Source organism: Verrucomicrobiia bacterium, from assembly GCA_036268055.1.
Classification (GTDB): domain Bacteria; phylum Verrucomicrobiota; class Verrucomicrobiia; order Limisphaerales; family Pedosphaeraceae; genus DATAUW01.
Genome location: DATAUW010000034.1, coordinates 1 through 23861, shown reverse-complemented (window position 1 = coordinate 23861; position 23861 = coordinate 1). Strand labels below are relative to the sequence as shown.

Genomic DNA, 23861 nt, shown 5'->3' with positions numbered 1-23861 from the left:
CGGCTAGGCCGGTCCGTGATCTGGATGTACCCAATTCGCGTCGAAATCCGGTGCTCTGTGAAAATGGTTTCCGCAAATACTTTTGGTTCCCACGTGTTGAGCCAGCGAAGGCGCATAAGAATAAACCGGTTGATTTAATCTGCGGGTCAGGTGCCAAATTTTCGTTTCAATACTTCCTTCAATACCTTTCCAACGGTTCAGGAGAAGACGAACACTCTCGCGGGAAAACAAATAGGCGCGGCTGCGAGTAAAAGCGCCGGGGTCAATGATTCTCGTGTGCCTGGCAACGTCAAATGCTAATTCGCGCGCGTGAAAATTATATAGGGTGGCGACTGTGCCCTCCCGGCGTTGAAGTGGTTCCCACGCATCCAGATTGAAGCCGATCTGCTGGTTAAACTCCAAATCATCGGCGATCAACAGAATGAAATCGGTTTTGAAATTGAGTCCTTTTTTCAATGCTAGGTAAGCGCAACGCAGGTATCGCTCGGCATCATCAAGGTCCCGTTCGGTGTCAATTTGAATATGAATTGGTCGATCGCCCCAATCGGTTTGTTGGAGATTCTTGATCGTTTGTTTCCTAAGACGTTTTCTTTCGCCAAAGGAGGTCATCACGGCGGCGATGCTCGCGGTCTTTCTTGGCTTGATGGAAAAAGATCGTCGCGGAAATATTTTACGCAGTTTCTTACAGCCGCCATCCCAAACGCGCCTTAGCTGGACAATGTAATCGTGACACTCCTGTTCCAACCAGAAGTCCTCAACTTTGCGATTCATCAGCAGGTAGTCCCATTTATCCATGTTCCGATGTTGGAAGATGCGTCGCCCGTCAAAATCATGCTGGCACATCGTTGCTTCAAGAGTGTGAATCGGGATGTGAACTAGAGAATAGGGAGTTTTTAATTTTCTAAACGCGAGATGAAACGTCTCTTTATCGCCATGAATATATTGATAATAGAAATCAGAATTGGCGTTGAACCATACGGCTAAAGACAGAGCTTCCCAGCAGCGTTTTTTGTCCACGACGATCTGTCCTGATTCAAACTCCGGTTCTTTTGGCCGTCTTATGCCACAGCTTTTCCAGACCGTTGGCTGATGGCCGGCCGGCCGGTCATAGTCTGGCCAGAATATTGCGCCCGTCTTTTGATATTCTTTTGAATCAAATAAATATTCTGGATTGGCAACTGGCACGTTATCCGCGTCGAGAAAAATCACCTCCTGAAATTTTGAATGGAGAATCGCGTAAGCCTTCGACTCCCAGCCGCCCAGCCGTCGAATCGGAAATTTCTTTCGCATTTCAAAGGCATCAACGCATTTAACATTCAAGGGCTCTATGACGGCCTTCATTTCGTCATCCAATTCCCGCTCGCCTAAATACCACAACTCGATCGGAAGGTGGCACCCGTGGCGCCGGAGCATGTTGATGCAAACCCAAGCGTTAGTGAAATACCTTGCCCCGCCTCCGCAAATCACGATGCCGCGTCCTTTGAAAATGTCAGGATAGGGTGGTATTTGTTTAATAAAAGCATCACAAGCTAACCCGGCACTTGATAAATTTAAGGATTGTTCGTCATAGGAGTTTTTGGAGCTTGCACGAACGCCGCCGTCTGCCGCACGACCCTCCGTGGCATTCAAATATCGCAGGACGCCTCCATCAAAATACGTTTTAATTCGACTGATCACATGCGCGGGAGTGATCATGGACATGCAGCGCGCGATGCCCTCCGCGACATCCACACATAAACGGTTCTTTTGATCTCTTTCGTCTCCGTCATTCAGCCGGACGGTCCTGTCTTTCCAACACCCGCCATTTTGGCAGCAGGCCAGCGCGCCATTGGTATGGATAAATTGGTGGTCAGGATAAGCCTCCCAGTGCGCGGGTTCACGACCTCCTGCGACTACGACACAAGGGCGGTTTGTAATTCCGTTTGATTTCGTTTCAACTGCAGAACATAAGTGCATCAGCCCCGTGACGGAACAAAGAATTCCTTGAGCATGATGAACCAGACGGATTAGCTGTCGGAGATCGGTTTTTCCGCGCAAATCAATCGTGCCGCTCAATTTGGGATGATGATGTCCACGGTCACCGACCTGGACGAACTGAATCTTATCCTTGAAATGGTCAACAACAGCCTGATATCGCCCCGACTCCCACCATTTGATCGTGACATCATATTTTCCGCCTGCCGCAACGATCCAAAATGGAATGTTAGCGTTGGTCAGTTCATAAACTTGCGAAAACCAGCTTTTTTCCAAGCCCGAAAGGTAAATATCACCCTTGAATACGCTGGGTCTGATTGCCAGATTCAAGCGTTCATTAAGAAACTCTATAAATCCGTGAAGGCAATGATACGGAGTATTGTTGCACCGATTTATAAGCGGGTACGAACAATCGATTATCTCTACTTCGGGATCATCGGTTGAAAGAGGCGTGATGTGAGGATTATTTTCCCAAATGGTTGGAAAAGGCGTTTTTACATCAGTTAAAAAGCTGCCGGGATAAGCGATGTGCAGATCGCGCACCGCCGCTGTCAACATCACAATATCACCCAAAGAAAGGCCGCATTTGAGAAGCAGCTTGCGCTTTTGCATGATCGAAAGAATACCTGACCCTAACGAGTTAAAGTTAGGAAGCCACCGATGACTATGACGAATTTAACGTCTTACTTGCCGCGTAATTTATTGTCGGGACTGGGGCTGGGACTGGGAGTATAAGGCATTGGGCTGTGATCGGGCGAAGGAGAGGAATCATCATCTGCTTGAGGGCCCATTTTTTTTCTGGCCGCCGGCTTTGGCCGAGGGCTAAAACCTGGAGTCAAGAGTTCAGGGCTTTTGATAGCGGGCTTTGTGAGGGTGTTCATTATTGTTTAGGCTTTATTATTGTTTGTGGAGATCCTTGGGAAAGCAAGGCTGGGCTTGTTCTTTAAATAGAAAAGAAAGCCGTTTCAGCATGTGCCGCTTCACTTCATGCAACTGCCGGGCAGTACGTTCATATCCTTGCGGCACACGGTCAGAGTCATCCAATCGGTTTCGATTTGAATTGACCCACTGATCCCGGTGCTTCAGCGGTGCTGCGACATTTTTCATAATTACTTAAATTGGACTGAATTCTAATTTTTTTATTTCAATTTTAATCGCATTACCAATTCGATGTTTGATCAGGTAAACCTTCCCTGGATTTATCTTCAGCGTCCGGGCGACCTTCAACACAGGCCATTTTTTTACAACATAAAGATCGAAAACTTGAAAATGCTCCGGATCCACCTTCTTTTTCACACGATCAATCGCCGCATCCATTAAGGTTTGTTCCCATTCTTCACTCCATACAGCTTCCAGCGTGGCGCTCGCAGGGTCCGCGATTTGATCAATTCCTGAAGCGCCCATGCCGGTGGTTCGCGTGTCGGAGTCGGTAGCCTGGATGAACCTTTGCCTCTTTCGGAGTTGGTCGGTAATCCGCCAGCGAGTCAGTTTAAGAAGCCATGCGCGAAATAAGCCTTTCTCTGGATCGTAATGAAAGTTCGGCATGCTCTTGAATACCGACAAAACAGTTTCCTGCACGACATCCTGTGCTTCGGCGTCGTTGAGTCCCGCTCGAAGTGAAGTCGTGTAAATCAATTTCCAATAAGTATCGAAAAATGCCTTCCAGCTTTCATTGTCCTGCCCCTTTCGCAGCCGGCTCAACAAGGATTTGCGCGTCGGGATGATCCTCTCGACAGCTTTCATTTTAAATTTGTCATCCGGCACATATTAAGGATACGGGCTACATTCAGGATTCTTTCAAAATAATCCCCGAGAATCAAAAGAATTTAAGCGTTTAGAGCGCAAAATGACGAAAAGTCACGTAGGCAACCATAAGGTGAACGCTGAACAGCTGGGTGGGCGACCGGTTCGGCAAATTTTTTAATTCAAATGAAAGATTTGTTTTTTTGATACGTATCATCTTTTGGGGACGGGGAAAAAGGGTGAGGGATGGTTAAACCAAGTCGGTCTTCCGGGGCCGACTTGGTTATCTTAATGGATTGCGGTGACCTTATCACATAAAAATTTCTGCGCTATGCGGGATTTGACGGACAATTTGAACTTCGCGATCCGAAAAAATATTGGATCAGGATGTTTTTTTGAAAGATGGCCACATTTCCCAGCGTAGAGAGTTATGTAATTCGAATTCCAATTTTTATACTCAAATGGAAACGAACAATTTCAATAATTTAATCAACCCCATCGTCAATGATAGTGACGTAACGAAACAATTTGGACTCGCGATTAGGAGTTTTCGAAAAACGCAGGGGGTCTCGCAGGAGGAATTGGCTTTTCGATCCGGGCTGCATCGAACATACATATCCGATGTTGAACGCGGAACGAGAAATATTTCATTACGCAGCATTCAAAATTTGGCCAAAGCATTGAAGCTTCCGTTGTACATGCTTTTCCAATCGTTAGAGAATTTGCCAGAGCCAACCGCAAGATTGAATAATGTGAATTGAATGGACGCTAAATTTGTACCGCGCTTGTTTTCAAAAATGATCCCCCTTCGCGCATTTGAAATGAATGAGCGAATTTTACTGGATCCATACTGAAAATATAAAAAACAAGAAGGATCTGCTGTTTAAATGGCAGTGCATCAAAGCGAAGGGTTTTCACCACTTCAATAATCTTATAGGAATCAGCCAGCTTGCCTGTTGTGACGACCAGGTTTCTCGGCACATAAGAACAAACTATCCATCAGGCAGCATGGCGCTCAAACGCGCGAGACTCTGCTGTCGGATTTGGCCGGGCAGCCCGGTTATGCTAAAGGGCTGGGGATCACCCCATCCGTGACGTTCACCAATGATGATTTGAGAATCCTGATTCATGATTGCAAAACCAGCCGCCACTCCTACCAAAGTAAAAAATCTTTGTGTCGTTAAACTTTCTCAGTGGGTTAGCCCGAAAATTTTCGGAAGCAAACGACCCGAAGCGAATTCCTCATAATAACATGTGAGACGGCAAATCGGCGCGCCTGACGGCGCAGCTTGGTTGTGAATGCCGCATTCGCGGCGGCGCTTTTTCAATTCACTCGACGTTTGCGGACATAATTTTCCAACGCAGGCAATCTCCAAGGCCGATGACGGTGACGCGCCCATGAAAACTTCCGCCGTCCGTACATTATTGCAACAGTGCCGCGATTTGGACGTCTTGTCCAAAAGAATAGAGGATCTATCGCCTAGAGAACAGCAGGTGTTTGATCTGTTGGCTACGGGCCTTGTTTACAGAAACATTGCCGTCAAGCTGAACATCAGTGAAGAAACTGTGCGAAGTTACGTAAAGCAAATTTGTAAGAAATTAGATGTCAGCAACCGCATCGAGGCAATTGCCAACTACTGGCAAGCGTCAAAGCTTGCCGCCATCAGTCTGCGATCGAATCAGCTGGAGAAAGACTGAATTTCACTGGCGATGTCCAGTTTTCATAGGGGCGCTTTTCACCAACTGGCTTCCGCCAATGCCCCACCGCGGCCATTGGTTGCACTAAGGCAAGAGCCTCCCATGGTGGATTTTGCCGTCGGAGGCTTGAGGGCTGGGCACGATACCTATAAGCGGGGCATGGCTTTGGCGGGATGACCGTATCGCAGAAAGGCTATAACAGAGCCAGAAAGACGAACCTTCAAAGGGGTTAATGCAGGCAACGCAATAGCCAGTTAGCTGGGACCGGAAGCCTAAATAGTATACCCGATTTCGGCAAGGGCAATACCCGCTTTCGGAAGTAGGCAAGAACGGTTGGATAGTCTAGGCTTCCAGCAAGCCCAAGAAATCATCAACGCCCAGGCAATCAGGCTGCCGATGCGCTTTATTTCTCAGCTTCCGAATTAGTGCCAGACAACACGTTTCATCAATGCCTCTAAACAAATAGCTACCAAAAAAATGAAAACTACAAAAGATCCTTGCTAATCTTATAATCTGTCCCCTTCAGATTTCTACAAAAGCGCCTCCAGCTTTGGTTTGTGTATAACAATAAAAAAGCTCGTGTCTGCGTATCACTCAAATTGCCACAAGCATTTTGTCTATCAATGTTTTTGCCGTTAAGTGCTTCAAGAAGCTAACTCTATAAGAAATAAAGCTGCAAAAATATTCCGTCTAAATCAACAATTCTAAACAAAATCGTTAGGCACGCTGCAAATCGTGCCTGTCATCATGTTACCGACAAGTTACTCGAAATAAATATGAAAACCATTAAAGCCATTATTAGCCGTTTATGTGTGTCTTCGTTGTTATCGGGAATTATCGTTTTTAATCTCTCTACCGCCAATGTTAGCGCCCAAAGCCAGCCGGCGAATACTCTCTCGATCATTACTTATGGAGCGAGCACGGGGTCGAGTGATAACACATCCGCCATTCAGAGTTGCATCAACGCCGCCCAAACTCAGGGAAAGGGGGTCTGGATTCCATCGGGGACTTATAAAGTCACCGGTTCTTTAAGTGCGACGGGAATTCTCATCGCCGGAGCGGGAATGACGTCCAGTGTCATTTATCGCCAAAAGTCCGGCTCGACCGACACCACCATTCACGTGACGCGATGCACGGTGCAAGACCTTGGAGTTGACGGCAACGGCACGGCCAGAGGTGTGAATGCTGACTACGGTTTTAGTGTGAACGGTGTCGGCTGGTTAATGCAGCGTGTTCAAATCCAACATTCCGACGCCGGGATGTGGGCCACCGGATCCAGTGGAACTATTCAGAATTGCGTGGTGACAAATACGTTTGCCGACGGCTTGAACATCAACAACAGCGACGGGCCCAATGGCTTGGGGGCCAACCTGACCATTCAGAGTTGCAAGGGGTATCATGCGGGCGACGATGAATTCGCGATCAATTCCCAGATTCCCACCGGCAGTGGCCGGGTAAACATGGTCAACGCCAAAGTCCTGAATTGCGTCTCATCCGGAGCATATGCGGCCAACGGCGTGCGCATTGCCGGCGGCACCAACTCCACCGTGCAAAACAATTTCATCACCAATGCCTATCAAAGCGACATCATCTGCGGCATTTTCGGCGGTGAAGGGAGCATTGGCGGGATCGTTCAAAACGCGGTGATCAGTGGGAACACCTGTGTGGGCGGTGGCACCAATAATGACAATGAGGCGGGCATCCGGCTTCAGGATAACTCAACTGCGACCGTCACGGGAAATACGATAAAAAGCACGTTAAAGTATGGCGTCACCATGTCTGATGGCACCTATACCTTTAACAATAATACCATTAATCATCCCGGATTGACGGGGCTTTGGATCGAATCCGGCGCCCGCGGTTCGGCAACAATCAAAACCAACACCGTCCAGAGTTTGAACAGCGGCCAGGTTGCATTCTTGAACAGCGCGACCGGCACTTTTACCACCACGCTGAGTGGGAACAGCTGGCAGACTGGAACGGGAGTCATGTTCTTCTCCGATATCAACTACGGCGGAACCGCCAGCCAGACTTTAGGAGTGGGAACGTACACGCTTTCCCAACTTGCGGCGTTGGGCTGTGCGAATGATTCGGCTTCGTCAGTGAGAGTGCCCAGCGGGCGGACTCTCATTATGTATTCCGACGACAACTTTAGTGGGACGTCGTGGACGTTGACCTCGGATACGCCGAACTTTACGACCTTGTCTCCTAATGCGAATGACACGGTGTCGTCGTGCAAAGTTCAATAAATTAACGTGAATAGCTGCCCGGCCTCTTTAAAAGGCCGGGCAGTCTGAAATGCGAAAACATGTTTTTAGATTATGAAAATAAATAAGCTTCTGCTCGCAGGCGGATTGGGTTTGTGCATCGTGCTATTTTTGTCTTTCAAGCTTTCCTCTTCGCATAAGAGAGACGTTATTTCCGCCATGACTAGCCCGGCAATGCAGGGCGAAAACAGCCAGAGTGCCTCAGCCAAACCGGCGGCCGTTTCCGGCGATTTCACCGAGCTTACCCCACAGCGGCTGCGAGACCAGATAATGGCATTGCTTTCATCCGGCAATCCCTACGATCAAAACAAGGTTTACAATGATTTAGTACCGGCACTGGTGCGCATGGACCCCAAAGCGGCGGCGGCTTTTGCGCAGTCGCTGAATGTGCCCCAATGGCGTTCCGACATGATGATGGTCGTGGCGCAGACATGGGCTACTCTGAGCCCGGATGATGCGCAATCGTGGGCTTCCCATTTGCCGCCCGCGCCCGGCGATCCGCTGGAACGTGACACCATGGTCAGTTATGTTTGTTTCTCAATCGCCACCACGGATGCGCCTCGTGCTGTTCAGGTTCTCGAGCAATGCCCCATCAACGCTCCCCGGCTTCAGATCATGGTGGAAAATTTGGCCCAGCAATGGGCGGATAGCGATTTGCAGCCACTGGAAAATTGGGTCGCAACTTTGCCCGCCGGTTCCGAACGGGATGATTACTTCGCCCGCGTGGCCAATGCCGAAGCGAGGTCGGATCCGCAAAAAGCCGCAGCCATTGTGAGCACCGAAATCGCTCCTGGAGCGGCCCAGGACGAAGCCGCGGTAAATGTGGTGAAACAATGGGCGTGGAATGACAGTTCATCTGCGACGGAGTGGGTCAATGCTTTTCCGTCGGGCGATCTGCACGATCGGGCTCAGGCAGCCTTGGCTGAAACGATTGCGCATCGAAAGGGAAGCGACTGATTTCTATTCGTTGAATTTTGTTAAGTGCAAAGCCGATATTGAGGGAAGCGTGGTTGCCCCTCGTATTGGAAACGCGTGCGCTCACCAAAACCACTTCAGTCTCACTCCCGAATGAATTAAGAACTCCATGTTTTCTCCGGAGCACTTCCGATTTACAGTTTCAATTTCTAATCGGGCGAAACGCATCTGCGATTTTTTGGCATATCGCCATCCCCGTTAACGGGGATTGAACTTTAGCGGTTGAACTCATAAATAAAGAGAGCTTTAAGCCCATGCGACGATTCGCAATTTTTTACGAATTTTCCATGTACACGATAAAACGCAATCAAAGCAAATTTGTGAATAAACCAAAAAATGATACCGCATTGCGCATTCGCAATGCTTTTTATAGAAAGCACTCTATGTCCGTGACAAACCCCCGCCAGTTAATGTTCGCCCTGGGAATTTTAGTTCTGGGCGGATTGATGGCCCAGCCCAGCCATGCGGCTGACGCGCCGGATACCAACACCACGCCGACGGTCATCAAACTGCCTTATCTTTCTGCCGTGGACGAAGCGAAGACGTTCAAGATGCAGGATGGCTATAGCATGGAATTGGTTGTCGGTGATCCCATTATCCAGGAACCAGTGGCGGCGGCATTCGACGGAAACGGGCGCATGTATGTGGCGGAGATGCGAAGCTACATGCTGGACATCAATGGCACCAATGAGCATGCGAAGAGCAGCCGGATTTCGATGCATTGGTCCAGCAAACACAACGGGGTTTACGACAAGCACACGGTCTTTGTAGATAATCTTTTGCTGCCGCGCATGGTTTTGCCATTGGACGACGGCGTTTTGGTCAACGAAACGGATTCCGAGGATATTTGGCTGTACCGCGATACTAAAGGAACTGGCGTCGCGGACAAAAAAGAACTTTTTTACGCCGGTGGAAAACGGGGCGGCAATCTGGAGCATCAACAAAGCGGCTTGATTTGGGATCGGGACAACTGGATTTACCAGACCGTCAATGCCTACCGCCTTCGCGCCAATGGAACCAATGTCCTCAAAGAAACCACCCCGGCTAATGGCGGCCAATGGGGCATTACGCAGGATGATTACGGCAAGCTGTTCGTGGTGAATGCGAGTGATGAACAGGGGCCAAAGGATTTTCAAGTGCCGGTCATCTACGGCGGGTTGAAAGTGCCGAGCGAACCCACGCAAAGTTTTATGCAAGTGTGGCCGCTGGTTGGCCTGGCGGATGTGCAAGGGGGCGTCTCGCGTTTTCGTTCAGAAGATAACACGTTGAATCATATCACCTCCTGCGCGGGAGTTGAAATCTATCGCGGAGATCGGCTGCCGGAGGATTTGAAGGGTAATATGATTTTCGGCGAACCGGTAGGCCGTCTGGTACGACGCGCGAAGATTGAAGTCAAAGATGGCATCACCCATTTAATCAACCCGTATGACAAATCGGAATTCATCCGTTCGACGGATGCCAATTTCCGTCCGGTCAACGTGGTTACGGCGCCCGATGGCACTCTTTATATCGTGGACATGTATCATGGCATCATTCAGGAGTCGGAATGGACCAAACCCGGTTCCTTCCTGCGTCCCAAGATCCAGAAATATGGGCTCGAAAATAATGTTGGACGTGGACGCATCTGGCGGTTGCGGCACAAGGATTTCAAACCCGGTCCGCAGCCGCACATGCTGGATGCTTCTCCGGCTAAATTGGTAACCTATCTGACTCATCCCAACGGCTGGTGGCGTGATACCGCTCAAAAATTACTCGTTCTGCGCGATAACAAAAGCGCCGTGCCGGCATTGGTTAGCATGGTCCAGAAGAATTCCAATCCACTCGCGCGACTGGATGCGCTTTGGACTTTGGAAGGCATGAACGCGGCCCAACCGGATTTGGTTCGCGGTGCGCTCAAGGATGCCGATGGCCACGTTCGCGCGGCGGCCATTCGCGTCAGTGAATCACTTTACAAGCGCGGCGATCAATCGCTGGTGCCGGATGTAAAATCGCTGACTAACGATCCCGATCCCAGCGTCGTCATTCAGGTCATGTTGACGGCCAATTATCTTAAATGGCCGGACTCGACCAATATGATTCAGGCCATCATCGCCTCGAATCCCTCCGAAGGCGTCAAGGAACTCGGTCCCCAAATCCATGAGCCCCGGCGTACGTTCAATCGCGTCACGTCAACGGGTGAGCGGAGAGTCCTGGAGCGCGGAGAAGTGATTTACAAGGAGCTTTGCTTCGCGTGCCACGGCCAAAATGGCGAAGGCGCTCCGTTGCAAGGCGGCAAGCCCGGCGCCACGATTGCTCCGCCTTTTGCCCGAAACAAGTTCGCCACCGACATGAGCGATGGCATCATCAGCGTGATCCTAAAAGGGTTGAAGGGACCGGTGAACGGCAAGACTTACGATGCGCTGATGGTTCCCATGGAAAATAACGACGATGAGTGGGTGGCGTCGGTCGCGTCCTATGTGCGCAATAGCTTCGGCAATTCCGCGCCGATCGTCAGGCCAAGCGATGTTTATCGCGTGCGCAACGCCATCAAAGAGCACAAGGAGCCCTGGACAGAGGAAGAATTGGATGCCTGCGTGCCCCAGGTGATAACCAGCCACACGGGTTGGAAGGCGACGGCGAGCGATCATTCCGCGAGTGCGCCGCTGGCATTGGATGGGGACATCAACACCCGATTCACCACGGATGCGCCGCAAAAGCCCGGTATGTGGTATCAAATCGAATTGCCGCAAACAACCTTGATAACCGGAATGCGTCTCACGGCGGGAAGTTCAAGCAACGATTATCCTCGCGACTACAAAGTTCAATTATCGAATGACGGAAAAAGCTGGGGCGAACCGGTTTCCGAAGGACGCGGCACTCGCGCCACGACTGAAATCGGTTTCAAACCGGCTGAAGCCAAGTTCATTCGCATCACGCAAACCGGTTCCGTGGATGGCCTTTCATGGTCTATTCACGAGTTGACGCTTTACAAACCGGGTGCGCCGATCAAAGCGGGAACAGCAACGCCCACTCCGGCGAATAAGTACGACTAGACAGAACGCGCGCTACTGAACGATTCTCGAATTCGCAGAGCGATACGCAGCCCGGCCACTTATAATGGCCGGGCTTTTTTTCCAGAATGATTTGGAAAGTTCGGGCATCGTCCTTGGGGGGAAGTTTTCACTCGGCGCAGGATTTCCTTAAGCTGCAAAACAAGGCGTGATATTTCCAAAAAATTTTCTTAAATATTTTTCACTTTTTTTAAAAAGCGCACTGTCTCACGCGCTGCTTGCGCAAGCATAAAAATTCAAAAAACCGTCAGAACACTTTACAGGACACGAGGTTTGGCAGCATTTTCCCGCGAATTTAACCCCTTGGATTGTGTTAAAAAGCTCAATTTATCATGTGATAAATTATACTTGACGCGACTTGTTGACGACCTTAGAGTCGCTCCATAGTTGCAAAATAATTAGCCAATCCTTAACCGCTACGATCCCAACCGGAAAAAATTCTATGATAAAGAAAACATTTTACGCGCTCGCGATGCTGTCCGCATTTTGCGTGTTTGGCAGCGGGGCTGTTGCCGGCACGTTCAAGCATATCACCATTGATGGCAGCTTCGGCGACTGGACTGGAGTTCCGGTGGTGGACACTGAAGTTGACCTGACCAATTCGGTGGTTTCCTTCAAGGACCTGTCCATCGCCAACGATAATGATTATCTGTATATCCGTTTCAGCCTTTATCGGGCCGCCAATCCATTCACGTCCAAGCAAAACATCTTTATTGATGCCGATGACAACGCTGCGATCGGTTACGGTGCCAACGGCATCGGTTCGGAAATGCTGATCCAAAGCGGCAATGCTTATCGCGAAACCAACAGCACTTTCAATGCGGGTGCCATCACGGGGTTGGATTGGGAAGCGGCTCCCACTGTCGCGGCAACGGAATTTGAAGTGCGGATTTCCCGCTCGGCGGTTTATGCGGCCAATGGCGCTTCGGTGTTTGTCACCAATCCCATTGCGCTGGTTTTGGAAACCGGCGAAACCTCGGGAAACCAATGGCTGCCTTCGCCGGCCGGTGGTTTCACTTATACTTTTGCCACGGAGCCGGCGGAATTGACGAATAATCTTACGCTGGTTGATTTGGAGAATACGCCGTGGCAAGTAAATGCGTCGGGAACTGATCTTGGCACGAACTGGCTGGATCAGGCTTATGACGACAGCCAATCGCCCTGGGCTGCTGGCTCGGGCCTGTTTGGCTATACTTCTTCACCGGGCTCCTATCCAGCTATTCAGACTCCGCTGACTTCCGGCCCCACCACTTATTATTTCCGCACGCATTTTAATTGGAATTATGAAACGGCAAATATTGCGCTGGTTGCTTCGAATTATATCAGTGACGGAGCGGTCTATTATGTGAATGGCGTTGAGACACGCCGGATTCGGATGCCCGCAGGGGCGGTTGCTTACGGCACGGCGGCTACGGGAACCAATTCACCCCAAGGTGGCGTGACCGTGCTGGGTTTTTCCACCGGCAATTTGCAGATTGGCGATAACATTCTCGAAGTGGAAACTCATCAGGCGCCGGGCAGCAGCGCGGACATGGTTTTTGGGTTGTCGCTCACGGCAGCTGCGCAATACGCGCCCGTGATTGTGGACAACAGTCTTCCGGCGGATCAAAGCGTGGTGGCCGGACAAATGGTGACGTTCACTTCCGACGTGCTTGGCAGTTCGTTGAGTTATCAATGGGTGAAGGACGGAGATGCGATCACCAATGCCACCAATGCGAGCTTCACTATTCCTCTGGTGCTGGGGACGGATGCGGGCGATTACGCGCTAACGGTGTCGAATGCGGAGGGCACGAATATCACGCGCGCCGCGGTGTTGACGGTCGTCAGCACGCCGGTGAGCATTACGGACACGACGCAACCTGCCGACCAATATATTGTTCAAGGCCGCCCGGTCACTTTCAGCGTGGCGGCCACCGGTTCTGCGCCGATATTGTTTCAATGGTACAATGGAGCGGGCATGATTCCCGACGCCACCAACGATAATTATTCCATTTCCAACGCCTCGCTCACGGATGCGGGCGGCTATTATGTCGCCGTAAGCAATCCCGCAAGCTCGACCAACAGCCGCACGGCAGTGCTGACGGTCTTGCGCGATACGATTGCCGCTGCCGTGACCAACGTCACCGCCGGTGGATCAGAAATCGTGCTTCAATTCTCGGAGCCGGTGGATGCCACCACGGCGGGCGTGGCTTCCAATTATGCGTTGAGCGGTGGAGTCAGTGTGACGAGCGCGGCCATCACGGGCGCAAATCAAATTACACTGACGACGAGCGCGCCCTTGACCATCGGCACCAATTATTCGCTGGCGATCAACGGGGTGAATGATCTTTTCGCCAACGCCACGCATAGCTCGATTTCGCTGTCGCCGAAAATTATCATTGACGGTAATTTCGACGATTGGTCCGGCATGACGCCCGTTTACAGTGGCCCCAGCGGCCAGGATGGCGCCGCGGATTTTCAGAACATTTACGTGTATGACGACGCGGACAATTATTACTTTCGCGTCATGCTCTATCATGACATTCCGCCCGCCAACGGATATTTCCCGGCTTACGTCAACATGTTCTTCAACACCGATAACGACCCCAGCACCGGTTATTCGGCCCTCGGTTCCGAAATGCTGATTCAAAGCGGTTTCGGTTATCAGGAAAAGAACGGCGGGTTCAATGAAGGTTCGCTGTCGGCCACGCTCAATTTCCTGAGTGCGCCAGCCGCGCCGGGAGATGACTTCGAATTCAGCTTCTCGAAGAACGTGCTCAATCCCACGGACGGCACGCCGGTCTTTCCGACCACGAACGATGTGATCACCTTTTTCTGGCAAGGCCAGACTCCCGGATTTGTGGCGCTCAACACCGCGTCCGCTGACGGCAGCGTGATCACTTACACCAATGCCACGCCCGTAGTGGTCGCGGCTTTGCCTTTGGGTCAACTGACCATCCAGACTGTGCCGGGCGGAAAATCAGCCTTGATTTGGGATACGGCGGCGACGTTGCAATCCAGCTCCTCACCCTCGGGCGGATCCTGGGCGGACGTGGTCGCCACCAGCCCGTACATCATTCCATCGTCTGGTGGCAGCCAATTCTTCCGGCTTAAACGATAAATGGTTTCTTTTCCCGGGGCCGGGAGGCGCGGATGGCGCTTTCCGGCCCGGAAATTACGGCCACTTTTTTCCGCTATGAAACAAAATAAAAAAAACCCTTTGCGGCAGCGGCGCGGTTGTGGTGTCCATGGCTTCACCTTGATTGAACTTCTCGTGGTCATCGCCATCATCGCTATTTTGGCGGGGTTGCTCTTGCCGGCGTTGGCACGCGCGAAAATGAAGGCCAAGGACATCCAGTGTATCAGCAACATCAAGCAGATGTCTCTAGCCGATATCATGTATGTCGGAGATTTTTCGAACCAATTCGATTACAGCGCTAATTATAATCTGTGGATGGCGGAATTACTGGCTTACCATTCGCAAGTGGATGCCGTCAGAACGTGCCCGGATGCCGCCACTCCCACCACGCGCACCGATTCGAGCCTGACCTATACCTACGGCACCGCGAATCAGATGTGGCACTGGGCTCCCAGCACCACCAATTATCAGGGAAGCTACGCCTTCAATGGCTGGTTATACACCGGCACTTATTCAACCGCAGATCTTTTGGGAACGCCTTCAAGCTGGAAATTCGGCGGTGGAGAATCCGGGGTGCCCGACGTGTCCAATACGCCGTTGTTTGCCGACGCCATGTGGATTGACGGCTGGCCGAAAGAAACCGAGGGGCCGTCAAAAGATCTCTACAACGGTAATGGCAGCACGGACATGGGGCGGTTCACCATTGCGCGCCATGGCGGCATTGCGCCCTTGAGCGCGCCGCGCGCCATCACGTCCAGTGTGGGTTTGCCCGGAGGCATCAACGTGGCTTTTGTAGATGGCCACGCCAGTTCCGTAAAGTTGCAGAATTTATGGACGCTGACCTGGCATGCGAACTGGGTAACTCCGGGAACCATTCCGAACCCGAAATAGCCCGTCAAAGTCTTTAGCAATAAATCGCAATGGCCAAGCCGTTCCTTTCCGCCGGTCGCGACCTGGATAAAATTCCGCGAACAAAATTAATTCCGCACTGGCGTTGGGTCTATTTCCCGTGGCCAGGGACATTATTTCAATGACACAGAACATGAAAAAATTTGCTCCCATTTTTGCCATAATGCTTATCAGCACGGGCTGGCTGCGCGGCGGCGAAGTTCATTTGGAAAACAAATCCATCGCGTGGCATGGGACGGTTGCAAACGAAAACCTGCGCCCCACGCGGCTCGACGATAAATTAAACGGAAAATCGCTCGCGCTCGGCGATCAATGTTTTGAAATTGAACTGGGGGACGGAACAATTTTGAAGTCCGCCGATTTCCGCCTGATCACGCCTCCGGTGATTGAATCGCTGAAACCAGAACCAGGATCGCCCGCCTTGGCGAAACATGAAGGCGGCCGACAACTGCTCGCAAAATTTGCCGATCCCGAAAAAAATCTTTCCGCCGAGTGGCGGGTCATTTTGCGCGATGGTTCCACGTACGTCCGCCAGGAATTATCGCTTCATGCCGTGGACAAGGACGTGCTCGTGAAAGAAATCGTGTTGTTCGATGCCACCGTTCTGGGTGCAAAAGTAACCGGCACGGTGGATGGCTCGCCGGTTGTAGCTGATAATTTCTTCTTCGGCTATGAACACCCGATGGCGCGGAACACGGTCGGGACAAATGCCTCGGTCCGTTGTGCTTTTCTGCGCAACGCCGTTTTAAAAGCAGGCGAGACTCTCACCCAAAGCTGCGTCGCGGGTGTGGTTCCAGCCGGCCAGCTTCGCCGGGGCTTCCTGCAATACGTCGAGCGGGAACGCGCTCATCCCTACCGCCCATTTCTTCATTATAATTCCTGGTACGACATTGCCTGGGACAAGCGCAAATACGACCAGGCCGAAGCCTTGGACGCAATTGATCAGTTCGGCCATCAACTCGTGCAGCAACGGCATGTGCGCATGAATTCGTTTCTGTTTGATGACGGTTGGGACGACAATAAATCGCTCTGGAAATTTCACAGCGGTTTTTCCGACGGCTTTACTCCGTTGAAGGCGGAGGCGGCAAAATACGATGCCGGCATTGGCGTTTGGATCTCTCCTTTTGGCGGTTATGACGAGGCCAAGCGGCAGCGGGTGAAATTTGCCACTCAGTTTGGATACGAAACCAACGCCAACGGTTTCTCGCTCGCCGGGCCAAAATATTATCAGCGCTTTCATGAAATCGTTTTGGAGATGGCAGAGAAGTACGGCGTCAACCAGTTCAAGTTCGACGGTTTGTCCGCAGGTGGAAAAGCCGCTGCCAATGGACTTACTCGCGACGGCGACGCAATGCTGCGACTCATCGGGGATTTGCGCGCCGCCCGGCCCGAGATTTACATCAGTCAAACCGTCGGAACCTGGCCGTCGCCTTTTTGGCTGTTGTATGTGGATTCGACGTGGCGGGCAGGTGCCGATCACAGTTTCGCCGGCAAGGGGTCGGATCGTCAACAATGGATAACGTATCGCGATACTCAAACCTATAAGAACGTCGTCCAGCGCGGGCCGTTGTATCCGCTGAATTCGATCATGCTGCACGGGATTATTTATGCGACGAACGCGAACAAATTAACCACGACCAGTGACGCGGATTTTGCCGATGAAGTCCGGGAATTTTTCGGCACCGGCACGCAGTTGCAGGAGATGTACATCACACCGCGTTTGATGAACGCGCAGAATTGGGATGATCTTGCTGAAGCCGCGAAGTGGGCACGCGCCAATGCGGATGTGCTGGTGGACACTCATTGGATCGGCGGCGATCCCGCCCAAAATGAAGTTTATGGTTGGGCTTCGTGGAACCATCGCAAGGGCATTTTGGTTCTGCGCAATCCCAGCGATCAACCCGCCAGTTTCAACGCTGATCTGAGCGCCATTTTTGAACTCCCAGCAAAAGCGCCAAAAAGCTTTCGCTTCACCCGGCCGTGGAAAAACGAGCGAAGCGAGCCCGTGATTGAAGCCGGTGCTGGTTCCGTTCACACCTTCCAGTTGAAACCGTTTGAAGTTCTGGTGTTGGAAACCAAGTGACCTTGATAGATGACTAAACGAACCTTACTTATTTTGGCGGCAGGCATGGGCAACCGTTACGGCGGCCTCAAGCAGATGGATCCCATCGGACCCGGTGGCGAGACGATCATTGACTATTCGGTGCACGACGCGATTCGTGCCGGCTTTGATCAACTGGTATTTGTGATTCGGCGCGACATTGAAAAAGCATTTCGGGAAAAGGTGGGCGGCCGTTTCGAGAAAAGCGTCGCGGTAAAATATGTTTTCCAGGAATTGAACGATTTGCCCTCGGGCATGACGGCTCCGCCCGGGCGGCAAAAACCCTGGGGCACCGGCCACGCCATTTTGACGGCCGCTTCCGCGATCCAGGAACCGTTTGGCGTGATCAATGCTGATGACTTCTATGGCGCGCAATCGTTCCGCTTGTTGGCGGAACATCTCCAGCCGGGCAACCCCGACTACGCGATGGCCGGTTTCGTTTTGCGCAACACGCTTTCCGAATTTGGCAGCGTCGCGCGCGGCGTGTGCCAGTTGGACGATGGTCACATCGAAAGTGTGCGGGAGATCACGGGCATCGAGAAACATGATTTGACCATTCGTTATAAAGATGGGAGCGGAGAATTTCAGGTTTTAACCGGCAGCGAGATGGTCTCGATGAACATGTGGGGTTTTAACCCCGATGTTTTTGAAGCATTGCGCCAACAATTTGTGGCGTTTCTGGAAGCGCGCGGCACGGATGCAGCGGCGGAATTTTATATCCCCAGTGTCATAAACCATTTGATTCGCAGCGGAGAAAAGCGGGTAAAAGTATTGCCGACCAATTCCGCGTGGTTCGGCGTGACTTACCGGGAGGATCGTCCCTTCGTAGTCGAAGGCATCCGGCGGCTGATCCGCCAGGGCGAATATCCGGAAAGAATGTGGGCATGAATTTGAAGCACAATGTTCGCGCGGTCGCCGCGCAATTTCAGATCGCCGGTGAATTTCGCGCCGCCGAACCGTACGGGAGCGGCCATATCAATGACACCTATTGCGTGACGTTTGACCAAGCGGGAACCAGCACCCGTTATATTTTCCAGCGCATCAATCACGGCATTTTTAAAAATCCGGTTTTGCTGATGGAAAACATCCAAAGAGTTACGGCGCACCTGGCCGCGAAGCTCGCCAGCCAGCGGGACTTCAGCCGGCGCGTGCTGACCTTGGTTCGTGCGCGAAACGGAGCCGCGTATTTTCACGACGAACTCGGCAATTATTGGCGCGCCTATCTTTTCATTGAGAAAGCGCGCTCGTATGACGCCGTGGAATCCCCCAAGCAAGCCTATGAAGCTGCCAAAGCCTACGGGCAATTTCAACGGCTCCTGGCGGATTTGCCCGCCCCGCGCCTGCACGATACCATTCCCGATTTTCATCACACGCCCAAGCGGTTTGCCGCACTCGTAAAGGCGATAGAAGCGGACACGATGAACCGCGCCGCATCGGCGAAGCGCGAAATTGATTTCGCATTGCAAAGGGCTGCCATCGTGGGTGGTTTGATTGAGGCGAACCTGCCGGAACGCGTCACTCATAACGACACCAAATTCAACAACATCATGCTCGATGACAAGACCGGCGAAGGTATTTGCGTGGTGGACCTGGACACCTTGATGCCCGGACTCGCGCTTTACGATTTCGGCGATATGGTGCGCACGACCACCAGCCCAACCAAAGAGGATGAACTCGATCTGATCAAGGTCAAAATGCACTTTCCCATGTTTGAAGCTCTCGTGCGCGGGTATCTAGCGTCGGCCGCGGATTTTCTCACTGCGGATGAGAAGCGTCTCCTGGCCTTTGCCGGAAAGTTGATCACCTTTGAGATTGGTATTCGCTTCCTCGTGGATTTCCTGGGTGGCGATACCTATTTCAAGATACACCATAACGGCCACAACCTGGACCGCTGCCGCACTCAATTCAAGCTGGTGGAATCCATTGAAAAGCAGGAATCGGAGATGAACAAACTGGTAGAGGATCTGCTGTGAGGGCGTTGGTCACGGGGGGCGCGGGTTTTATCGGTAGTCATATCGTCGAATGTTTGCAGGACATCGCCGAAGTGCGCGTGCTGGACAATTTACGTTCCGGTTTTAAGGACAATTTGGCCGGGCTCAAGCATGAATTCATCGAAGGTTCGATTTGCGACCGCAGCGCAGTTCGCGAAGCCATGAAGAATGTGGATTATGTTTTTCATCTGGCCGCGATGATCAGCGTTCCGGAATCCATGTTGAGTCCGATCGAATGCAACGAGATCAATACCGCCGGCACATTGATCGTTCTGGAGGAAGCGGCGCGCGCGAAAGTTGAGAAGCTGGTCTTCAGCAGTTCCGCCGCGATTTACGGAGACAATCCGGTGACTCCAAAAGTGGAGACCATGATTCCAGAACCAAAAAGTCCGTACGCAATCACCAAACTGGACGGCGAATATTATTGTAAAATGTTTACCACCGAAGGACGCCTGGCAACCGCCTGCCTCCGCTACTTCAACGTCTTCGGCCCGCGCCAGAATCCCCAAAGTGCCTACGCGGCGGCTGTGCCAATTTTCATCGAGCGTGCGCTCAAAAATAAACCCATCGTGATCCACGGCGACGGCGAACAGACCCGTGATTTTATTTATGTAAAAGACATTGCCGCCGCGAATATGTTTATGGGCACGCAATCCCGGACGAACGGAGTTTTCAATGTGGGCTGCGGCCAAAAAATCACAATCAATCTCCTGGCTTCTGCAATCTGCCGGCTGGCCGGGTCCCAATCCGTCATCCAACACGGGCCCGAGCGCCTGGGAGATGTGAAACATTCCCTGGCGGCCACGGAAAAACTTTCAGCCGCCGGCTTCACGGCCCCGGAAGATTTCGAAAATCATTTGCGGAGCACGATCGAGTTTTTTCAACGGAAAACTTAACTCGCCAAAGGGCAGGGGCGAGACCGACCGCAGATTTTATTCGCCCTGTGGTGAAGGTCTCACAAACAGATCGCTTAGGTCGTTCACCGTCGCCACGTTATTGTATCCGCCAAGAGCATTGGTTTCCGCTGCGGGAACCGCATTTGAAGTAAAAGTCAGATCGAAGATTTCCAGCATTGTTTTCAAATCGGACGAATGGCTCATCACTTTGCTGCTGGCATAGGCGTTGCCTTTGGCCAGCGGCGAGATGACGATTTCCGGAAGCGCGTAGTTGGTATCGTCTCCGCCTTCGGTTTCATCCGTCCAGATGATGATGGCGCCATTATACTTGTAAGCGCGGGACGCCATGATTTGTGGAATGAGGATGGAAAGAAAATTATCGCCTTGAGCGACCTCTGCCTGTTGCTTGGTGTAATGCGCGCCGTGATAATCGAAGCCTTCGCTCAAGGCGCTGTGCATGTCATTCCAAACATTCGGAGTAATCCAGTTATAACGTCCGACCATGTTATTGGCCAAATCCTGTGCCAAATTGGTCAGCGAATACATATTTTGATAACGTGTGTCGTTGAAGAAAGCCATTGGATTGTGTTTCACCGCGTAGGCATACCTCGCCACGTGATTGTAGAGATTTGGAATCATGGTTTTGCCGGAGACGCTGCTGGTGGGCAGGCGGGCAAATTCGAAATCTTCCTGATAACTTTTCCAGAGAATGTGCGCGGCATTCATAAGCCTCGTGAGATGCGGCACATTAAAAACATTATTGTCCACCGGATTGGGGTCGGCATCGGTATGGATGTTAAAATCAGAACCGGCCTCGCTCCATACGTAGCTGCATTCCGAGGGATGGACGCCTTTGCCCGCATTGTAATATCTCATGGCGTAGGAAACTTCCGCCGCATTGGAATTGCCCGGAGTGATGAGGCTGTTGATGTAAGGCGCGGCCGGATTGCCCCGAAGTTGTTGCGGTTCCTTAGTGGGATGAGGCTGGGTAAAGTTATGGTTTTCCAGCGCGATCACGAATACAGAGCCAATTTGTTGGACCGTTTGCGCATCCGTGGCCGGTGCTCCAATAACGCGCATTTCTCCCGCCACCACGATTAAAAAGAACAGAAGAATCAGAGACGACCACAAATAGTTTTTCATAATTACGGACCGTCCGGCAAATTTACACGGTGCCGCGGTTAAGCGCGGCCAACTGCCGTAACATAAAGAGCTTTTCCCTCATTATCAATCATGCGCACGATCAATTTGTCGGACTGCAACGTGGCGGCGATGAAGCCGGAGGAGGCCTGAGCGAATTTCGCCCGCCCGGTTTTGAAAATGGTCGGGGACACCGCCGAACCAGCGCCTGAATCAAAAAGATTCACCTCGCCAGCCATTAGATGTTGCAGGTTGTGGTCGTGCCCATTGAAGTATGCCTGGACCTTGTATTCGTGCAGAAGCGGCAGCACGCTCTCGACCAGTTCCGGCGTCTCACCAGAGCCGCTGCCGGAATAGATGGGATGATGGCCGATGACGATTTTCCATTGTGCCTGGGATGCTGAGAGCGCCTGTTTCAACCAGGCGAGTTGCGCGGGAACATCCTGTGTGAGCACATTGGCGCGAGTGTTATGCCGTGGGTCTTGATAATAGCCTTTTATCATCGGCGTCGTATCAATGTAAAAAAGGTCCGCTGTTGTGACGGCGTCAATCCGGTGAGTCTGGACAAAATATCGCGCGGGCATGTTCCAGCGCGGATTGATTTTACCGTAGGCGAGTTGTGCTTCGCAGTTGCCGTGATAATCGTGGTTGCCAAGAATGACATGCCACGGGACTTGCAGTGAAGGGGCGTGATAAACCTCTTCAAAGGTTTTGCGCCATTGCGGGTCTTCGACCGAAGCCACGCCGTTTTCGTAGAAATTATCTCCGACAGAAATGACAAATTTCGCTTTCAGTTGCTCGGCAGCGCTGGCCATTTGTGCCGCCACCTGGACTTGATCCAGCTCCGCCCCGCGCCCCCAATCGCCGAACACAAGAAAATTCAGGCCCGTTGATGCCATTTCCGGCGGAGAAACCGCCGCCAGCAAATTAACCGGTAGAAAATTGGCAGCTACGGCGGCCTGGCCCGCTACAAAAAGAACGCGAACAAATTCGCGGCGCGTATGTTTCATGTGCAAAAAGGATATTCTGACGCGGCGGGCCAGTCAAAGCAAAAAAATCATTTAGCATGAGATAAACAGGGTCTAAACGTGTATTCTGCTTTAGGGGTTTGCAGTATTGGGATAACGCAGGGCGACCCAGTTGGCGTCCACATCACCCACGGGAGGCAGGCCAGCGCCGGTGGCGTCCCCGCCGCCGCGCGCAAAGGCAACCGTTCGTCCGTCCAGCCATCTGTGATTCTCGGTATGCCCGTCGGCAAAGCTGAAGGTGGCGCTGTTCACATGGAACGCGGCGGGCGTATCCACGAAGGTAGCCCCGGCAAAAGTGGGAGCGATCCCTGGATTCATTTCCCACGAACCCACATTTTCTCCGCGGCTATCGTTTCCCTCAGCCCAGAGAATTCGCTGGCTGCCGTGCTGGAGTTCGGTTCGTTTGTATAGAGTGCTGGAATCGCCCGATTCACCATTCAAACCGTTCATGCCAGAGTAACTATCCCAGGCAAAGCCTTGGCCGAGGGGTTTCTTGTAGCGAAGGTCGCCGGGGCAATGCACGATGGCTGGGTTCGAGGCATACTTATAGAGCGGCCCGGCGACGGTGGGGGTCGGTTGTTGGAAGCCCCTCTGAATGGCGATTATCCAGTTCTGTGTAGTCGTTGGGGGAAGTGTCAATCCGGGGATGACCATTTCATTATGGTAAATATCAGTGCGCCAAGGGACGCCGTGAGGCGCTGACGAAAGACTGCCGGTTTGTGTATAGGTGCTGAAGTAAACCAACTGGTCATTATTATCATCCGCATACATGGTCCAGGCCAAAGCTAATTGCTTTTGGTTGTTCAAACAAGCCGCAGCGGTGGCCTTTGCTTTGGCGGAAGCCAGCGCCGGCAAGAGCAGAGCCGCCAAAATCGCAATGATCGCGATGACCACCAGCAGTTCAATAAGAGTAAATCCAGCCGCGACAACGGAGCGGGCGCGGCGAGAGCCTGGTCGAAGCTTTTGTTCAG

18 protein-coding genes are annotated in these 23861 nt (G+C 51.9%); 11 read left to right on the top strand and 7 right to left on the bottom strand.

The window, feature by feature from the left end; all coding sequences use genetic code 11:
• Positions 1 to 3: 3 nt before the first annotated feature.
• The 3 genes from VH413_17610 to VH413_17600 all read right to left on the bottom strand — a co-directional run bounded on the left by VH413_17610 (position 4) and on the right by VH413_17600 (position 3717).
• Positions 4 to 2586, bottom strand: coding sequence for a glycosyltransferase family 9 protein (locus VH413_17610; protein HEX3800515.1), 2583 nt, complete (start codon positions 2584 to 2586; stop codon positions 4 to 6).
• Positions 2587 to 2871: 285 nt separating this feature from the next.
• The gene (locus tag VH413_17605) at positions 2872 to 3081 is read right to left on the bottom strand and encodes a hypothetical protein (protein HEX3800514.1); all 210 of its coding nucleotides are present in this window, start codon (positions 3079 to 3081) and stop codon (positions 2872 to 2874) included.
• A gap of 6 nt (positions 3082 to 3087) precedes the next feature.
• Positions 3088 to 3717: a sigma-70 family RNA polymerase sigma factor gene (locus VH413_17600; protein ID HEX3800513.1), complete on the bottom strand. Its 630-nt coding sequence runs from the start codon at positions 3715 to 3717 to the stop codon at positions 3088 to 3090.
• Between the two features lie 461 nt (positions 3718 to 4178).
• Between VH413_17600 and VH413_17595 the strand changes: the two genes are divergently transcribed.
• On the top strand, positions 4179 to 4478 hold the full coding sequence (locus tag VH413_17595; GenBank protein ID HEX3800512.1) for a helix-turn-helix transcriptional regulator: 300 nt from the start codon (positions 4179 to 4181) through the stop codon (positions 4476 to 4478).
• Between the two features lie 7 nt (positions 4479 to 4485).
• Here VH413_17595 and VH413_17590 read toward each other — a convergent pair whose 3' ends face one another.
• A complete protein-coding gene (locus VH413_17590) occupies positions 4486 to 4698 on the bottom strand; it encodes a hypothetical protein (protein HEX3800511.1) in 213 nt (70 codons plus the stop codon).
• A gap of 318 nt (positions 4699 to 5016) precedes the next feature.
• Between VH413_17590 and VH413_17585 the strand changes: the two genes are divergently transcribed.
• The 10 genes from VH413_17585 (at position 5017) to VH413_17540 (ending at position 20722) form a co-directional block, all read left to right on the top strand.
• Positions 5017 to 5415, top strand: a complete 399-nt coding sequence (locus VH413_17585) for a LuxR C-terminal-related transcriptional regulator (protein ID HEX3800510.1) — start codon at positions 5017 to 5019, stop codon at positions 5413 to 5415.
• Between the two features lie 776 nt (positions 5416 to 6191).
• Positions 6192 to 7664 (top strand): right-handed parallel beta-helix repeat-containing protein, encoded by a 1473-nt coding sequence (locus tag VH413_17580; protein HEX3800509.1) that lies wholly within the window; start codon positions 6192 to 6194, stop codon positions 7662 to 7664.
• Positions 7665 to 7736: 72 nt separating this feature from the next.
• On the top strand, positions 7737 to 8639 hold the full coding sequence (locus VH413_17575; protein HEX3800508.1) for a hypothetical protein: 903 nt from the start codon (positions 7737 to 7739) through the stop codon (positions 8637 to 8639).
• Positions 8640 to 8977: 338 nt separating this feature from the next.
• Positions 8978 to 11689, top strand: a complete 2712-nt coding sequence (locus VH413_17570) for a discoidin domain-containing protein (protein HEX3800507.1) — start codon at positions 8978 to 8980, stop codon at positions 11687 to 11689.
• 460 nt (positions 11690 to 12149) lie between these two features.
• Positions 12150 to 14807, top strand: a complete 2658-nt coding sequence (locus VH413_17565; protein ID HEX3800506.1) for an Ig-like domain-containing protein — start codon at positions 12150 to 12152, stop codon at positions 14805 to 14807.
• 75 nt (positions 14808 to 14882) lie between these two features.
• Complete coding sequence (locus VH413_17560) at positions 14883 to 15716, top strand: prepilin-type N-terminal cleavage/methylation domain-containing protein (protein ID HEX3800505.1); 834 nt, start codon at positions 14883 to 14885, stop codon at positions 15714 to 15716.
• Positions 15717 to 15867: 151 nt separating this feature from the next.
• Positions 15868 to 17817 (top strand): enterotoxin, encoded by a 1950-nt coding sequence (locus tag VH413_17555; GenBank protein ID HEX3800504.1) that lies wholly within the window; start codon positions 15868 to 15870, stop codon positions 17815 to 17817.
• A 9-nt stretch (positions 17818 to 17826) separates the two neighbouring features.
• The gene (locus VH413_17550) at positions 17827 to 18723 is read left to right on the top strand and encodes a sugar phosphate nucleotidyltransferase (protein HEX3800503.1); all 897 of its coding nucleotides are present in this window, start codon (positions 17827 to 17829) and stop codon (positions 18721 to 18723) included.
• Complete coding sequence (locus VH413_17545) at positions 18720 to 19808, top strand: aminoglycoside phosphotransferase family protein (GenBank protein HEX3800502.1); 1089 nt, start codon at positions 18720 to 18722, stop codon at positions 19806 to 19808. The genes VH413_17550 and VH413_17545 overlap by 4 nt, the downstream gene beginning before the upstream one ends.
• On the top strand, positions 19805 to 20722 hold the full coding sequence (locus VH413_17540) for an NAD-dependent epimerase/dehydratase family protein (GenBank protein HEX3800501.1): 918 nt from the start codon (positions 19805 to 19807) through the stop codon (positions 20720 to 20722). The genes VH413_17545 and VH413_17540 overlap by 4 nt, the downstream gene beginning before the upstream one ends.
• A gap of 36 nt (positions 20723 to 20758) precedes the next feature.
• Here VH413_17540 and VH413_17535 read toward each other — a convergent pair whose 3' ends face one another.
• From VH413_17535 to VH413_17525, 3 genes are all read right to left on the bottom strand, one after another.
• Positions 20759 to 21865 (bottom strand): alkaline phosphatase family protein, encoded by a 1107-nt coding sequence (locus VH413_17535; GenBank protein HEX3800500.1) that lies wholly within the window; start codon positions 21863 to 21865, stop codon positions 20759 to 20761.
• A 38-nt stretch (positions 21866 to 21903) separates the two neighbouring features.
• Entirely contained in the window at positions 21904 to 22872 is a 969-nt protein-coding gene (locus VH413_17530) for a tartrate-resistant acid phosphatase type 5 family protein (GenBank protein HEX3800499.1), read from the bottom strand.
• Positions 22873 to 22962: 90 nt separating this feature from the next.
• Complete coding sequence (locus VH413_17525; protein HEX3800498.1) at positions 22963 to 23784, bottom strand: hypothetical protein; 822 nt, start codon at positions 23782 to 23784, stop codon at positions 22963 to 22965.
• Positions 23785 to 23861: the final 77 nt, after the last annotated feature.

Excerpts from the sequence above, each read along its gene's own strand:
- VH413_17610 (HEX3800515.1), bottom strand. The coding sequence starts at position 2,586 with ATGCAAAAGCGCAAGCTGCTTCTCAAATGCGGCCTTTCTTTGGGTGAT.
- VH413_17605 (HEX3800514.1), bottom strand. The coding sequence starts at position 3,081 with ATGAAAAATGTCGCAGCACCGCTGAAGCACCGGGATCAGTGGGTCAAT.
- VH413_17600 (HEX3800513.1), bottom strand. The coding sequence starts at position 3,717 with ATGAAAGCTGTCGAGAGGATCATCCCGACGCGCAAATCCTTGTTGAGC.
- VH413_17595 (HEX3800512.1), top strand. The coding sequence starts at position 4,179 with ATGGAAACGAACAATTTCAATAATTTAATCAACCCCATCGTCAATGAT.
- VH413_17585 (HEX3800510.1), top strand. The coding sequence starts at position 5,017 with ATGCCGCATTCGCGGCGGCGCTTTTTCAATTCACTCGACGTTTGCGGA.
- VH413_17580 (HEX3800509.1), top strand. The coding sequence starts at position 6,192 with ATGAAAACCATTAAAGCCATTATTAGCCGTTTATGTGTGTCTTCGTTG.
- VH413_17575 (HEX3800508.1), top strand. The coding sequence starts at position 7,737 with ATGAAAATAAATAAGCTTCTGCTCGCAGGCGGATTGGGTTTGTGCATC.
- VH413_17565 (HEX3800506.1), top strand. The coding sequence starts at position 12,150 with ATGATAAAGAAAACATTTTACGCGCTCGCGATGCTGTCCGCATTTTGC.
- VH413_17560 (HEX3800505.1), top strand. The coding sequence starts at position 14,883 with ATGAAACAAAATAAAAAAAACCCTTTGCGGCAGCGGCGCGGTTGTGGT.
- VH413_17555 (HEX3800504.1), top strand. The coding sequence starts at position 15,868 with ATGAAAAAATTTGCTCCCATTTTTGCCATAATGCTTATCAGCACGGGC.
- VH413_17550 (HEX3800503.1), top strand. The coding sequence starts at position 17,827 with ATGACTAAACGAACCTTACTTATTTTGGCGGCAGGCATGGGCAACCGT.
- VH413_17545 (HEX3800502.1), top strand. The coding sequence starts at position 18,720 with ATGAATTTGAAGCACAATGTTCGCGCGGTCGCCGCGCAATTTCAGATC.
- VH413_17535 (HEX3800500.1), bottom strand. The coding sequence starts at position 21,865 with ATGAAAAACTATTTGTGGTCGTCTCTGATTCTTCTGTTCTTTTTAATC.
- VH413_17530 (HEX3800499.1), bottom strand. The coding sequence starts at position 22,872 with ATGAAACATACGCGCCGCGAATTTGTTCGCGTTCTTTTTGTAGCGGGC.